Raw genomic sequence first — 13,685 nt, 5'->3', positions numbered from 1 at the left:
GCTCACGGGGTCTAGCCTAGAAGTATGAAGTGGTGGAAAGCGTTGGGAGTGGCCGCCTTCGTGGGTGTGGCGGCCACCGGGGTGGCGATCGCACGAGCCGAACGTGAGCGTCGTGCCTACACCCCCGACCAGGTCAGGGAACGTCTCCATGCTCGAGCCGCCGAGCTCCGCGAGGCCCAGGGCGCTGGGCACCCCGAGGTGATCGGACCGGAGGTGGGAGAGGGAAGGTTCGCGGTGCGGTTGCGCGCTCTGCGGACCCGGGTGGCGGCGGCGCGACCGGTGGCCACGACCGGTCGTTTGCTACGTGGGGCACGTCAACGCCTGACGAGGGCCACCTCAAACGAATAGGGCGAAGGCCTCCCTTGGCCCGGACCCCGGTTCTTCCGTAGGTGCTCGAAGTGGGGCAAGTGCCAAAGAAGGGTCACGCCGCCCAGGCGGAGTTTCGACGCCTCGCACGCGAGTTCACCGAACACGCCGACGTCAATGGAGCGATCAACGTCCTCCGGGCCGGCCCCTTCCGAGGCCGTACAGGCATCGTGGGAAGCCTGTGACTTCGGTCGTGGGGGAGACTCATCGGCCCTGGACGTAGGCCAGCAGGTTGCGTTCCACCTCCGGGTGGGGTGCCTGCTTCAGCGGCGGCTCTCCCCGCTTCCGATCCCAGGCCAGGACGTCGGCGGCGGTGGTGAGCAGCGGGGTCGAGGGAAGTCCTACCTCGCGGGCCCGGGCGAAGTCACGTTGGAAGGACTGCTCCCAGGTGCGGTCCGCGCGCACCAAGGGGAACTTCGCCATGACCGTCTCCGGTGGCACCAACACCAGTTCGATATGGCTCTCGGCCGCTTCGGCGCAGGTGTGGATCAGTTCGGCCAGGGTCAAGGGCTGGGGCGGTCCCATGGCGTTGAACACCCCCTCGTGTCCCTCCTCCAGGAGGCGGACCACCAGACGGGCCAGGTCCCGGGCATCGAGTACCTGAACCGGCTGTCCGGGGTCGCCGGGCAGGACGACCTTGCCGCCCTGTGCGGCCCGACGCACCCAGTAGGTGAACTGGTCGCCGGTGTCGTGGGGGCCGATGAGCACTCCGGGGCGCACGATGGTGGCCCGGTCGCCGTAACGTGAGGTGACCTCGTTCTCACAGGCGACCTTGAGTGGGCCGTAGGTGTCCTCGTCGATCACCTCGGTGTGCCATTCGGGGTCCTTGAGCGGCGCGGATTCGTCGGCTCCGGGACCCGCCCCGGGCGCGTAGACGGCGTTGGTGGAGATGAACAGGTAACGCCCCACCCTTTCCGCGAGAATCTCGGCGGCCTGGCGCACGTGCCGAGGCACGAAAGCACTGACGTCCACCACGGCGTCCCAGGAACCCTCCTTCAGAGCGGTCAGGTCCGCCGCGTCCCGGTCCCCCCGTAGGCGTTCGGCCTCGGGGAACAGGTCGGTGCCGGTTCTGCCTCGGTGGAAGAGGGTGAGGTCGTGTCCCTGGTGGAGCGCTTCGGCCACGATGAACCGACCGACGAACGAGGTACCGCCCAGTACGAGAATCCGCATGAACGCCCACTCTAGCGAGTGATCACCGCGGCGACCTGCGCGGTACCCATTGGAGTCGGGTGTTTCACAAGGGTGTGTTGAGGAATCCCACCTGCTCCAACAGGGTGATGTGGTCGGTGTCCAGGGTATGCAGGAAGGCGCTCACGTCCGGGTGCGGGGCCCGGTGCAGGGGCGCACTGGTACGGACCAGGCCGACCTGGGACAGGGCCCCACCGCCCAGGCGGGAAGAGGGAGTGGCGGGGGGATCGACCCGGTACAGCCGCCAGGCGCTGCCTCGGGGCGCGGAGGCCAGCAACATCAGCGGCTTGCTCCAGACCAGCAACGCCCACGCCTTGGGTCCCTGTGCGTGCACGAGGATCGGCGCGTCCGGGTCGGAGCCTTCGGTGTCCAGGAGTTCGGCGACCCGGGCGGCCACCGGGACCGGGTTGGTGAAGGTTCCGTGCACCCGGTGGATCCCGGCGTCGAACTCCGCCTCCCAGCCGGAATCCTCCAGTTCCCGGAGGAGACGGGGTGGGAGATCGACGGAACCGGCCGGGGAAGCGGGTGGCGGTGCTGCGGTGGCCGGGACGATCGCGGCCAGGGTCATGGCTTCGGTGACGGGGCGGGTCAGGGCGGGCAGATGGGAGCCGAGGGTGAGCGCGTGTCGGCCCTCGCCCGAAGCCCACTCCACCAGCCCACCGTGTGGGGGGAAACCTTCGGCGATGGGGCGGGCCGTGGCCTTCACTCCGGCCTCGGCCAGATCGTGCAGGGACGCCTCGGTATCCTCCGGAGGCCAGTCACCGGGCACCGCGAGGACCACGGCGGCGGGGGAGAAGTGATCGATCAGGGCGCGCAGGTGCTCGGGGCCGGCACCGCGCTGGGGAGCGTACAGGCACAGTTCGTCCACCGGGCCCCGCGGAATCGCTTCCAGGAGGGGGCGTTCCAGGTTGTGCACCACCTGGGTGTGGGAGTCCACCGGTGTGGACAACACCAGGTCCTCCAAGTGGTCGGCGATCTCGATCAGGCGTTGGGCCATGGGGTCCGGAACGGGCGGGGTCTCGGCTCGGGCGCGCAGCCAGGTGGCCGTTTCGGCCAGGGCCCATGGGACCCCGTCGGGGGTACCGCGCAGGAGGGTCCAGGGCCGCCGCTCCACGCCGGGGGCGCCACCACCGAACCCGGCCACCACGTGGCCCTCGCCCACCAGCAGGACCAGTTCGGGCAGTGGTTCGTAGGCGGTGTGCTCGATCAGGGCCAGTGTGCGGTCGGGGCGGGAGAGCGCGGCCGGGGCCGAGCCCGCTCGGGTGGCCCCCAGGACGGTGACCGCGGCGCCGAGTTCGCTCGCGGCGGGGCTCACTTCCCGTTCCAGAACGGGTAGGTCGATGTGGGATCCGACCAGGAGGAACTCGTGCAGGGCCGAACCGTCGGTACGGGAGGGCCACTCGCGGAGGAGGGCGAGCGGGGAGACGGACACGGAAAAACCTCATCTCGGTGCCGAAGTCGCCCTACGAGTCTAGAGGCTCGGGGCTCTTTGGGGCGGAACCGGCACCGGTGCGAAGCGTTCGCGAAACGGGGCGTGATCCCACCCCTATGCCGGGTGCGCGCCGGTGGGTGCGACGATGGGGACGATGTCCAAGAGCCCGCCGTGTCGACCGCTGCGCGCCGGGGTGTTCACCCTGGTGTGCGCGAGCCTGTCCGCGATCGGACACGCGGTGGGTTCGGGGCACGAGGTGCCCCTGTTCGGTCTGCTGCTGGGTGGTGTGGTCATCGGGGCGATGGCCTGGGCCGGCTCCCTGCGGCGGATGGGGGTGGGGGCGCTCGCCGCCCGCATGCTCTGGGGCCAGTTGGCCCTGCACGTGACCTTCAGCGTGACTCAGGGGTGGAACGCCGACCACGGCGAACACATGGCCGCCTTGGCGCCCGAACCCATGCCGGCCGGGGTGATGATCACCATGCACGTGGCCATGGCCCTGGTCAGTGCCTGGTGGTTGAAACTGGGCGAGGACCTCCTCTTCGCCTTCCTGCGGTTCATGGGGGCCTCCTTGGCTCCCTTGCTGCCGGTGTCCAAGGCCGTGCCCGAGCCGACAGCGGTCACTGCGCCCCGGTTCGTCCCGGTCCACGGGCCCTCGTGCGCCGGTGTGCTCTGCCTGCGGCACACCCGTGTCCTGAGGGGGCCGCCCCCGGTGTTCGCCGCCTGACCCGTGCGCGAGCGAACCCCGGTGTGAGCCGGATTCCGTCATCATCGCCGAAAACCCTCCTCGGCGGGTCCTGCCCGGGTCGTCTTCGCCCGCTCTCGTGGTGTTCCCGTGCCTCTGAGCGGCACGCCCCGCGCCCGAATCCGGGCACGCTCGGTCACTCCACGTGTGCGCCCTGGCCGGGTCCGGCCTCGGCGTACCCACCCGTGCGTCTCGCCTGGAGGGCGCCGCGAGGCCCCGGGCGGTGCGTCGTCGCTCAAGGCAGGTCCCATCCGATTCGTCCCCCCCGCCGTGCCAGGCCGTGGGAACGGCCTGGCCCTTGTCACTCACTCGACCACCCTGAACTGAAGGAGAGCCGTCGTGAACCGGTACCGTCACCCTGCCATCGGCGCGAATACGCGGGGAGCACGAGTGTCCTCTTCGTCCCGGGGCCCCGATGGGAGGACCCCGTCCCGGTGGGTGCGTGGCGGGACAGTGGCCCTGGCGGGCCTGGCACTGGTGCTGGTCACCGCCTGCTCGCCCACGCCCGGCCTGGCCGACGCCGAACAGTACCTGGATTTGTCGGACGATCCCATGGCGGCCTCGAACATCGAACTGGTCACCGTGGATGGGGAGCCCTGGAACTTCACCGACGTGGCCCAGGACCGCCTGACCCTGCTGTTCTTCGGCTACACCAGCTGCCCCGACGTGTGCCCCATGACCATGGCCGAGATCGACCTGGCCCTGGAGAGCGCCGGTGAGGTGGCCGAGGACTTCGATGTGGTCATGGTCAGCAGTGACCCGGACCGCGACACCGACGAACAACTGCGTTCCTGGTTGGATCGCTTCGACCCCGCCTTCCAGGGGGTGCGGGGTGACATCGACGCCACCGTCCAGGCCGCTCGGGATTATGGGATTCCGATCGAGGCGCCCCAAGAGAGCGAGGGCGAGTACCTGGTCTCGCACGGTGGTCGCATCGTCGTCCTCACCCCTGATGGTGCGGCCGCGGGCATGTTCGACGAGGGTGTGGAGGCCGACCGGATCGCGGAGCTGCTCCCGGCGCTGACCGAGGAGTTGCTGTGAGTCAGGGACCCTCGCGGCGCGGATTGTTCGCCGGACTGGGCGCGGCGGGGGCCACCGGCCTGCTCACCGGAGGTCTGATCGGTGCGGCTGTCGATCGTGGGCAGGAGCCTGATTCGGTCCGGGAGCGGGTCCTGTCCAGGAGCGGCCCTCGGGAAGGTCTGCCGCCCGCCCTCCACACACCCACCCCGGCCCACGTCCACGTGATCGCGCTCGACCTGAGCGCGGACACCCCCGCAGAGGTCGCCCAACAGGCCCGTTCGGTGTTGGGTCTGTGGCGGGAGCAGGTGCGTGAACTGCACGAACACGGCACGGAAGGGGTCATGGAGGGCTCGCCCACCCAGGGTCTGCATCCGGCCTCCCTCGGCATCACCCTGGGGTTGGGCCCCTCGTTGTTGGAACGGGCCGGCCTGGAGGACCGGCGCCCCGAGGAACTGGAGGATCTACCGGATTTTTCCACCGACCGGCTCGATCCGGCCCTGTGCGGCGGTGACCTGATGTTGCACGTGGGGGCGGAGGACCCGGTGGTGGTCAGTGCCGCCGTGCGTCACCTGCTGGGATCGGTGCGCGAACACGCCCGGGTGCGGTGGGCGTTGCCGGGGTTTCAGCGCGGCGCCGCCACCGCTCAGGATTCCTCGGCTACCCCGCGCAACCTCATGGGGCAGATCGACGGCACGGTCAACCCTCATCCGGAGGAGGCGATCTTCGCCTCGCAGGTGGTGGCTTCCCACACCGATGCGGCGACCTCGTGGATGGACGGTGGTACCTACGTGGTGGTGCGGCGCATTCGGATGCTTCTGGACGACTGGTTCGATCTGTCACCACAGGAACGCGAACGCTCGGTGGGGCGCCGGTTGGACGATGGGGCGCCTTTGGGCGGCGAGAACGAGGACGACCGTCCCGACCTGTCCGCCAAGGGCGAGGACGGGGAGCCGGTGATCGCCGCCAACGCCCACATCCGGTTGGCCTCGCCCGAACACACCCTGGGGGCGCGCATGTTGCGGCGCGGGTTCAACTACGACCTGGGGTGGGGTCCGGGTGGGCGGGCCGAGGCCGGGTTGTTGTTCACCGCGTGGCAGGCCGACCCGCGCACCGGGTTCACGGCGGTGCAGCGTCACCTGGACGAGGGCGGGGACGCGCTCAACGAGTACGTCCGCCACGAGGGCAGCGCCGTGTTCGCGGTGCCACCGGTACGTGAGGACGAACCGTTCATGGCCCACGAACTGTGGTCGTGACCGAAGAGGCGTATCTCCCAGGGCGGGGCACCGACGACATCGATGACCGAACGACAACGCCGCACGACGAAGGAAACGCGATGCACAACGACCGGATCCCACGACGCACGACCCTGGCGGCACTGGCCTTGCCCCTTCTGGTGACCGCCTGTGGGACCACTACCGAACCGGAGCCGGAGCGCGCCGTGGTCGAGGCCGAGCAGGGTGCCCGGGCCCGAGTGGGGGACCTGCTCGTCGAGGACGCGTGGATGCCCGAACCGGCCAACCCCGAGGTGGGGGTGGTCTACCTGTCCATCACCAACGACGGTGAGTACGACGACGCGCTCACCTCGGTGAGCACCGACGCTTCGCCCCAAGCGCGGATGCACACCACCCGGAGCACTGAATCGGGGGCCTCGGTGATGCGCGAGGTCGGGGAGGTCCCCGTGCCGGCCGGTGAGACCACCGAGTTGGAGAGCGGGGGTTTTCACATCATGGTCAACGACATCCCCGAGCCCTTGGAGGTGGGGGACACGGTCGCCGTCACCCTGGGCTTGAAGGGTGGGGCCGAGGTGGAGTTGGAGGTACCGGTGCGGGAGATGACCGGAGGCGAGGACGACCACGGCGACCATGCCGACCACCACTGAGCCCACCTCGGGGGTTCGGACGACGCGGAGTCCCTCAGCCCTTCGTGTCCTCGACCCGGACCACGACCGTGCCCGGGGTGGCGGGGCGCCCACCGGATCGACCAGGCGGGGCACTCTTGGGACCGGCAAGGGCAGGAGACCGGTGGCCGGCCCCGGCGTGGCTACTCCGCACGGCACCGCGCCACCCCCGATCGGCACTAGTGTGGCGGACCGCCATCGCCCCCGCGAGGGATTTTCGTGCTCGCGCTGTTTCCGGCGGCCTCATTCATGGAGCGGAAGTGGAATCGAGTGGGAGGGCTCCGGTCGCCTCCCTTTATTACCGACTGGTAGGTTCGCGTTGTTACCCATAGGTAGGAAAGCGAGCAGGCCGTGCACGAAGGTGCCCTGACCCGAGTCAGAACCGTCCCCCACAGTCGCTTTCGGCTGTTCGTCCTGCACCACGCCGGCGGGTCGCACCTGGGTTATCGCGGCTGGGTCCGCCACTTTCCCGCAGACTGGGACATCTGTCTGCTGGACGCCCCCGGTCGGGCCCACAGTTCCGGAGACGAACCCTTCCGAAGCGCCGACGCCCTCGCCGAGCACATGTGCCGGGTCGTCCGTCCCGAACGGGATCGCCCCTACGGTCTCTTCGGGCACAGCATGGGCGCCTTGGTGGCCTACGAGATGACCCGCCGCCTTACCGACGCCCCGCCGACCTGGCTGGGCGCCTCCGCGTGGAGCCCCGCCCTCGGGCCCGAACGTGACCGCCATCGGGCCTCCGCCGAACGGTTGCGCGAGGCGATCGCGCGCATGGGAGGCACCCCGCGTCACGCGCTGGAGGACCCTGATCTGTGGGCCTACATCGAACCCCTGGTCCGCGCCGACTTGGAGGTGGTCGACACCTGGCGCCCCGACCCTCGGGCCGCGCCGCTGGATGTGCCGCTGTCGGTCTTCGGCGGCGCCGAAGACCGGGGCATGACCCCCGAACGCCTCGCCGGATGGGCCGACCACGTGCGGGGCGACTTCGCCCACCACACCTTGCCCGGTGGACACTTCTACTTCACCGGCCGCACCGGTGACCTGGTCACCCTGATCACCAAGGACATTCAAGCCGCACTGGACTGATCCAGGCAGGCCCCGACCCATGGTTCTCCCTCGCCGACCGGCCTCGGCGTGCTCCGCGCTTCTCGACGGCGCAAAGGATTCGGCGTTGAAATTCGGCGAGGACGTCGAGAATCCGCGAGCCGCTCCGTCCCCGGGACGAACGCGACCATCATGGTCGTGCGACACCGAGGAGGATCACCATGGCCAAGTATCTGTTGCTCAAGCACTATCGAGGCGCCCCGGCCGCGGTCAACGACGTGCCCATGGACCAGTGGACCCCGGAAGAGGTCTCAGCCCACGTTCAGTACATGAACGACTTCGCCGCACGCCTGGAGGAGACCGGGGAGTTCGTCGACGGCCAAGCGCTCGCCCCGGAGGGAACCTTCGTGCGTTATGACGGTGAGGGACGCCCGCCGGTCACCGACGGACCCTTCGCCGAGACCAAGGACCTCATCGCCGGTTGGATGGTGATCGACGTCGACGACTACGACCGCGCCATCGAGTTGGCCGGCGAACTTTCGGCCGCGCCAGGGGCCGGTGGACGACCGATCCACGAGTGGCTCGAGGTGCGCCCGTTCCTGACCGCTGGGCCCACCATCACCGAATGATCCCGATGGAGGAGGCCCTACTGCGCAACCTGACCCCGGCCGTCCTGGCGATCCTCGTTCGCCGCGGAGCCGACTTCGCGGCGGCCGAGGACGCCGTGCAGGACGCACTGGTCGAAGCGGTCCGCGTCTGGCCTGGTGAACCTCCACGCGACCCGAAGGGGTGGCTGGTGACCGTGGCCTGGCGCCGGTTTCTCGACGCGACCCGCTCCGAGACCGCCCGCCGACGACGCGAGGAACTCGTCGACGAGGAGCCCGGACCCGGACCCGTGCCCGGGAGGGACGACACGCTTTGGCTGTACTTCCTGTGCGCCCACCCGGACCTGAGCCCGTCATCCGCGGTCGCGCTCACCCTGCGCGCCGTCGGCGGACTGACCACCCGCCAGATCGCCCGGGCCTACATGGTGCCCGAGGCCACCGTGGCGCAGCGCATCAGCCGCGCCAAGCGCACGGTCTCGGGGGAGCGTCTGGATCGGCCCGGCGACGTGGCCACCGTGCTGCACGTCCTGTACCTGGTCTTCAACGAGGGCTACTCCGGTGACGTCGACCTGGCCGCCGAGGCCATCCGGCTCACCCGCCACCTCGCGGCCGTCATCGACCACCCCGAGGTGGCGGGGCTGCTCGCCCTCATGCTGTTGCACCACGCCCGGCGCGCCGCGCGTACCACTCCCGAAGGCATCCTGGTGCCGCTCGCCGAACAAGACCGTGGCCGTTGGGACACCGGACTGATCACCGAGGGCGTCCGAATCTTGCAAGGAGCCTTGGCCCGCGATCGCCTGGGCCCCTATCAGGCCCAGGCCGCCATCGCGGCGCTGCACGCCGACGCGCGCACCACCGAAGAGACCGACTGGGCGCAGATCGTCGAGTGGTACGACGAACTCGTGACTCTGACCGACAACCCGGTCATACCACTCAACCGCGCGGTGGCCGTCGGTGAGGCCGACGGGCCGCACGCCGGCCTCGCGGCGCTATCGGAGGTGGACCAGAGGCTGCCTCGGCACACCGCGGTGGCGGCCCACCTGTACGAACGGGCCGGAGACCTGGCCACGGCGGCACGGTTGTACGCTGAGGCGGCTCACGAGGCATCGAACCTCGCTGAACGTGAGCACCTGACACGCCGGGCCGCCCGACTCAACACCGATCGGAAACCCTGAACCCGTAGGTGCCGGACCCGACCCGCGGCGACCGAGTCGGAGGGCGGCCCTGGTCGTGTGTCGGGTGTGCGTGGGGTCGCTCGTGAAGGTGCGCCTGAATCGCCGAGTGGGCCAGACCGCGTCCGACATCGATCGGTGGCTCGGGGTGGCCGTACCACGGGCCCTTGGGGACGGGCCGAAACGGTGTCCATCGGGCCCCGGCCTCAGGACGTCGAAGGTGGGAACCCGTGCGCTCAAGGATCGCTCGCGCACGCCACGAGCATGGTCTGTGCCTTGGAGGTGGGGCCAAGGGGCCGTCAAAGCGCTCCCCATGCTCATCTGCGAAACCGCCGGGCCCAGGGGACCGGGCCCGGCGGTCGCGGCGGGATCCGGCCGCCGCGTTCACGTCGGTCAGCCGCCGGCGTTCTGTGCCAGCTCGTAAGCGATGTCGGGGATGAAGGATCCGGCCGGTCCGGCGCAGCCGTCGGCCTCACCGGGCAGTTTCACCCACACGAAGGCGTCCACGACCGCGCTACCGGTGTCGGTGGTGGTGGGGGTACCCAGAGCACGGCCGGGCGGGTCGCACCACTCGCTGTCGTGGGTGGGCCCGTTGCCGTTGCGGCTGGTGTCCACGATCGCGGTCAGGTCCAGTCCACTGGCGGAGATGATGGCCTCGGCGTAGGCGACCTCGTCCTGGGTCGTGCGGTAGTTGGAGGTGTTGGTCGCGATGCCGTCGGCGGTGGTGCCGGCGTCCACGTCGTGCAGCAGTTCGGCGACCCGCTCAGGGGAGTGCCAGTTCGAGTTGCCGATGTCCAGGTACACGCGAGCCTGATCCGAACCCGCCTTCAGAGTGCTCGCGGCGTAGGAGATCGACTCCATCACCTCGGTCGGAGGCTGTCCCGCACAGGAGCCCATGAGGGACAGGGCGTCGGGCTCGACCACGATGGTGGCGGGGCGACCGTCGAGCCCGGCGGCGAAGGAGTCGACCCAGGCCCGGTAGGACTGGTGGTCGGGGGCGCCGCCGTCGCTGTGGTTGCCGCAGTCACGGCCGGGGACGTTGTAGACGACCATGACCGGCACGGTTCCCTCGGCCTGCGCGGCGCCGGCCAGCGCGTCCACCTCGGATTCGATGGTGGAGGGATCGTAGTTGGCGAACCAGGTGGCCTGGGCCACGTTGGTGATGCGCTCTTCGATGAGCGCGGCGCGGTGGTCGTCGGGGTTGTCGGCCACCCATCGGGCGGCGGCGGTGTCGGGGTTGACGTAGAACCCGCTGTCCTGAGTCGTCACGGGGGCCTCCTCGGTGTGGGAGACGGTCTGCGCGGCCGTGGCGCAGCCGGTGACGAGCAGCCCCAGAGTCGCTGCGGTCACGGCGCCTAAGGCCAGGCGTGGCGATGGCATCACTTCACTCCTTGAGCGGGTGGGAGATGGGATCCGCATCTGGGAGCGCTCCCAGATGGGGTCACCCTAACGATTGTCGCGCCCCGTGTGAAGGGGGTCACGGAAAGCTTCATCCGTGCGCACGTCATCGCCATCATCGGCGTGACTTCGGTGACCAGGCATCGACACAAGAGGGCCGGACTCTTGGTGTGGCCCCCCTGTGCCGGTGCTTCGTATCGGGTTACCGTTGTGGTATGAGCCTTGAGCTGCCGACCGACCGACTCCTGATCAGGGAGTGGAAGCCGGACGACGCCGAAGCGGCCCTGCGGATCTACGGGGCCGACGAGGTGGGACGCTGGCTGACGCCGGAATGGCAACCGGTGACCGACATCAGCGCCATGCGCTCGGTGCTCCATGCCTGGATCGAGGCGGGACCGAACCTGATCCCACCGGCCGGGCGTTGGGCGATCGTTCGTAAGGAGGACGGAGAGTTGGTGGGAGGGCTTTCACTGAAGCTGCTCCCGCCCTTCGAGGAGGACTTCGAACTGACCTGGGCCCTACGCCCGGACGTGTGGGGTCAGGGATATGCCACCGAGGCGAGTCGGGCCCTCATCTCCTGGGCGTTCAAACAGGGGATCGAAGAGGTGTTCGCGGTCGCCCGTCCCTCGAACGAACGAGCCATCGCGGTCGCGCGCAGACTCGAGATGGAATGGGTCGGTGAGACCGAGAAGTACTACGACATGTCTCTTCAGGTCTTCCGCCTACGACCAGGCTAGTGCCGTGGCGTTCTTCGACGCCGATGTCGCCGAACGCTCCCTCCACACCGTTGCGACGATCGCCCGGGCCCTCCGAGCCTTCGGTGGGCCCGAGTCGTGTCCTCCGCCGACGCTCGCCCTCGCGTGATCAGGTGGTCACGTTTGGCGGTGGGTCGGACACCACGCCCACCTCCACCAGGTACCGGTACACCTGGCCGGCCAGCGCCGAGGCCAGCCCCACCGGGACCGCGTTGCCGATTTGCCGGGCGATCTGCAACTTGCTTCCGCACCATCGGAAGTCCTCGGCGAACCCCTGGATATGGGCGGCCTCCATGTGCGTGATCGGCCGATGCTCGGTGGGATGCAGGTAGCGTCCCTTCTCCGGTTTGAAGAACTCGGTGCGGATGGTCACCGACGGGCGGTCGATGCGCAGGCGCCCCATGACGTCCCCCGACCCGTTCCGGTGCCGTAGCCACGCGGGTGTGGACAGCTCCGGCGGCAGGTCGTTTCGGTTGCCACCGGGGGGGATCGCCTGGTACCTGCGCAGGGACAAGGGCCGGGGGTTGCGACCGAGGTGCAGCTCGAAGGTTCGGTAGGCCCCCGGCAGTTCGACCCCGAGCGGCGCGCAGGTGCGTTGGGGCGGATCGGTCACGCAAGTGGTGGCGGGGGTCTTGGCGAAGATCGACTCCACGGTCCGCCACGGCAGCAGCGGCGCGCCCTCTGGCGAGGACGAACCCCCGCCTGGCGTGCGTGTGTGGGTGGGGTCGGGATATCCCAGCCTCGCCCCCTCGGGGTGGGCCGCACGTACATCGCGCCGTGTGGCCAGCACGATGGCGCGGCGACGCGCCTGGGCGACCCCGTGATCGGCCGCGTTCAGCACCTGGGCCGGAGCCAGTTCGTATTCTTCCAGCAGCCCGCCCGGCTCGACTTCGGCGCACAACAGCGCGAACTCGTCCGAGCGTAGGAAGCGTTCGACGTTCTCGATGACGAACACCTTCGGACGTAGCGCCCGCACCACCCGGACGTACTCGCGCCAGAGCACGTTGCGTTCATCACTGAGATCCTTGACCAGGTTCTTCTTGTTGAGTGCGGAGAAACCCTGGCAGGGCGGGCCGCCCAGGATCACGTCCACGGGTTCGCTCACCACGGCCGGATCCCAGACTTCGATGTCCCCGGCGTGGACGCGTTCGACGCCCGTGTGAGCGCCGAAGTTGGCCGCGTACGTCGAGGCCGCCGCGATGTCGTGTTCGACCGCGCCCACGGTACGAAAAGGGGAGGTGTTCCGTCCCGGTGCCCGAAAGGAGTGGAAGCCCGCGGTGAGCCCGCCACACCCCGAGAACAGGTCGACGATGGTGATCGAGTCGTCCGTGAGCATGGGTTTCAAGATAGAGGAGCCCTACCGGTCCGGCGAATCGTTAGGATCGGGGCGATGGACGCGCGACGGCCGACACGGGCGGCGAACGAGGGCACTCGCAAAAGCATGAGGTCCAACAAGGGCCGCGACACCCGACCGGAGTTGGCCATCCGCCGCAGGGTCCACGCCGCCGGGCTGCGCTACCGGGTCTCCGCTCGTCCGCTGCCGGGGCTGCGGCGCACCGCCGACCTGGTGTTCACCCGGCTCAAGGTGGCGGTGTTCGTTGATGGGTGCTTCTGGCACGGATGCCCCGAACACCACACCAAGGCCGCCACCAACGCCGGTTACTGGGCCGAGAAGGTACGGGTCAACCGTGCCCGCGACGCAGACACCAACGCTCGCCTGAGCGAAGAGGGCTGGCGCATCGTGCGGGTGTGGGAGCACGAGGACCCCGACGTGGCGGCGGCACGCGTGATCGCCGAGGTCGACTCCGTGCGAAGGGAGACCGGCTAGTACTTCGTTGGCTTGCCCTTCCTATCTGGGGTTCCAGGTAGGAGCGGGGCGCCGAAGGTGGGGTGTCCGGGGGAGTCTCGGGGCGCCTATGGGGGGTGCTGGGTGGGGACGCTGAAGGTGGGACCCGAGTGCGTCAGGTAGCGCGGGGGTTGTGGTGGTCGGGCGAGTGTCGGGTGGGGCCGGGGGTTGTGCTGGTTGGGCGGGTGTCGGGTGGTTTTNNNGTGGCCGTTTTCGCTGT

Annotated in this window: 14 protein-coding genes; 10 read left to right on the top strand and 4 right to left on the bottom strand. The window is 69.5% G+C overall.

Annotation, left to right across the window (positions count from 1 at the left end):
- The first annotated feature begins 48 nt into the window (after positions 1–48).
- Complete coding sequence (locus D472_RS0102605; RefSeq protein ID WP_017602947.1) at positions 49–348, top strand: hypothetical protein; 300 nt, start codon at positions 49–51, stop codon at positions 346–348.
- 222 nt (positions 349–570) lie between these two features.
- Here the strand turns inward: D472_RS0102605 and D472_RS0102595 are convergent, their stop codons facing one another.
- Positions 571–1,536, bottom strand: a complete 966-nt coding sequence (locus tag D472_RS0102595; protein ID WP_017602945.1) for an NAD-dependent epimerase/dehydratase family protein — start codon at positions 1,534–1,536, stop codon at positions 571–573.
- A 64-nt stretch (positions 1,537–1,600) separates the two neighbouring features.
- A complete protein-coding gene (locus D472_RS0102590; protein ID WP_017602944.1) occupies positions 1,601–2,986 on the bottom strand; it encodes a hypothetical protein in 1,386 nt (461 codons plus the stop codon).
- Positions 2,987–3,140: 154 nt separating this feature from the next.
- Between D472_RS0102590 and D472_RS0102585 the strand changes: the two genes are divergently transcribed.
- The 7 genes from D472_RS0102585 to D472_RS0102555 all read left to right on the top strand — a co-directional run bounded on the left by D472_RS0102585 (position 3,141) and on the right by D472_RS0102555 (position 9,469).
- Entirely contained in the window at positions 3,141–3,710 is a 570-nt protein-coding gene (locus D472_RS0102585) for a hypothetical protein (RefSeq protein WP_017602943.1), read from the top strand.
- A gap of 456 nt (positions 3,711–4,166) precedes the next feature.
- A complete protein-coding gene (locus tag D472_RS0102580) occupies positions 4,167–4,769 on the top strand; it encodes an SCO family protein (protein WP_026117316.1) in 603 nt (200 codons plus the stop codon).
- Entirely contained in the window at positions 4,766–6,001 is a 1,236-nt protein-coding gene (locus D472_RS0102575) for a Dyp-type peroxidase (protein ID WP_017602941.1), read from the top strand. The genes D472_RS0102580 and D472_RS0102575 overlap by 4 nt, the downstream gene beginning before the upstream one ends.
- Positions 6,002–6,081: 80 nt before the next feature.
- Positions 6,082–6,627: a copper chaperone PCu(A)C gene (locus D472_RS0102570; protein ID WP_017602940.1), complete on the top strand. Its 546-nt coding sequence runs from the start codon at positions 6,082–6,084 to the stop codon at positions 6,625–6,627.
- Positions 6,628–6,996: 369 nt separating this feature from the next.
- The gene (locus tag D472_RS0102565) at positions 6,997–7,731 is read left to right on the top strand and encodes a thioesterase II family protein (RefSeq protein ID WP_017602939.1); all 735 of its coding nucleotides are present in this window, start codon (positions 6,997–6,999) and stop codon (positions 7,729–7,731) included.
- 179 nt (positions 7,732–7,910) lie between these two features.
- On the top strand, positions 7,911–8,318 hold the full coding sequence (locus tag D472_RS0102560; protein WP_017602938.1) for a YciI family protein: 408 nt from the start codon (positions 7,911–7,913) through the stop codon (positions 8,316–8,318).
- A gap of 5 nt (positions 8,319–8,323) precedes the next feature.
- Positions 8,324–9,469: an RNA polymerase sigma factor gene (locus tag D472_RS0102555; protein WP_017602937.1), complete on the top strand. Its 1,146-nt coding sequence runs from the start codon at positions 8,324–8,326 to the stop codon at positions 9,467–9,469.
- Between the two features lie 390 nt (positions 9,470–9,859).
- Here D472_RS0102555 and D472_RS0102550 read toward each other — a convergent pair whose 3' ends face one another.
- A complete protein-coding gene (locus D472_RS0102550; protein WP_026117315.1) occupies positions 9,860–10,846 on the bottom strand; it encodes a glycoside hydrolase family 6 protein in 987 nt (328 codons plus the stop codon).
- A gap of 233 nt (positions 10,847–11,079) precedes the next feature.
- Here D472_RS0102550 and D472_RS0102545 point away from each other — a divergent pair, with 233 nt between their 5' ends.
- Positions 11,080–11,601 carry a GNAT family N-acetyltransferase gene (locus tag D472_RS0102545; RefSeq protein WP_017602935.1) on the top strand — a complete coding sequence of 174 codons (522 nt, stop codon included), beginning with the start codon at positions 11,080–11,082 and terminating at the stop codon, positions 11,599–11,601.
- A 127-nt stretch (positions 11,602–11,728) separates the two neighbouring features.
- On the opposite strand, the gene D472_RS0102540 is transcribed toward D472_RS0102545, so the two are convergent.
- Positions 11,729–12,955, bottom strand: coding sequence for a DNA cytosine methyltransferase (locus tag D472_RS0102540; protein ID WP_017602934.1), 1,227 nt, complete (start codon positions 12,953–12,955; stop codon positions 11,729–11,731).
- A 54-nt stretch (positions 12,956–13,009) separates the two neighbouring features.
- Between D472_RS0102540 and D472_RS0102535 the strand changes: the two genes are divergently transcribed.
- A complete protein-coding gene (locus tag D472_RS0102535; RefSeq protein ID WP_083903355.1) occupies positions 13,010–13,447 on the top strand; it encodes a very short patch repair endonuclease in 438 nt (145 codons plus the stop codon).
- The last annotated feature ends 238 nt before the right edge of the window (positions 13,448–13,685 follow it).

The sequence above is a fragment of the Nocardiopsis alkaliphila YIM 80379 genome, from assembly GCF_000341005.1.
GTDB classification, from domain to species: domain Bacteria; phylum Actinomycetota; class Actinomycetes; order Streptosporangiales; family Streptosporangiaceae; genus Nocardiopsis; species Nocardiopsis alkaliphila.
This window is presented reverse-complemented; position numbering and strand designations above follow the sequence as displayed.

Bases quoted from the DNA above. Each gene is read 5' to 3' on its own strand.
- D472_RS0102595 (WP_017602945.1), bottom strand. From the start codon at position 1,536: ATGCGGATTCTCGTACTGGGCGGTACCTCGTTCGTCGGTCGGTTCATC.
- D472_RS0102585 (WP_017602943.1), top strand. From the start codon at position 3,141: ATGTCCAAGAGCCCGCCGTGTCGACCGCTGCGCGCCGGGGTGTTCACC.
- D472_RS0102570 (WP_017602940.1), top strand. From the start codon at position 6,082: ATGCACAACGACCGGATCCCACGACGCACGACCCTGGCGGCACTGGCC.
- D472_RS0102560 (WP_017602938.1), top strand. From the start codon at position 7,911: ATGGCCAAGTATCTGTTGCTCAAGCACTATCGAGGCGCCCCGGCCGCG.
- D472_RS0102555 (WP_017602937.1), top strand. From the start codon at position 8,324: ATGGAGGAGGCCCTACTGCGCAACCTGACCCCGGCCGTCCTGGCGATC.
- D472_RS0102550 (WP_026117315.1), bottom strand. From the start codon at position 10,846: ATGCCATCGCCACGCCTGGCCTTAGGCGCCGTGACCGCAGCGACTCTG.
- D472_RS0102545 (WP_017602935.1), top strand. From the start codon at position 11,080: ATGAGCCTTGAGCTGCCGACCGACCGACTCCTGATCAGGGAGTGGAAG.
- D472_RS0102540 (WP_017602934.1), bottom strand. From the start codon at position 12,955: ATGCTCACGGACGACTCGATCACCATCGTCGACCTGTTCTCGGGGTGT.
- D472_RS0102535 (WP_083903355.1), top strand. From the start codon at position 13,010: ATGGACGCGCGACGGCCGACACGGGCGGCGAACGAGGGCACTCGCAAA.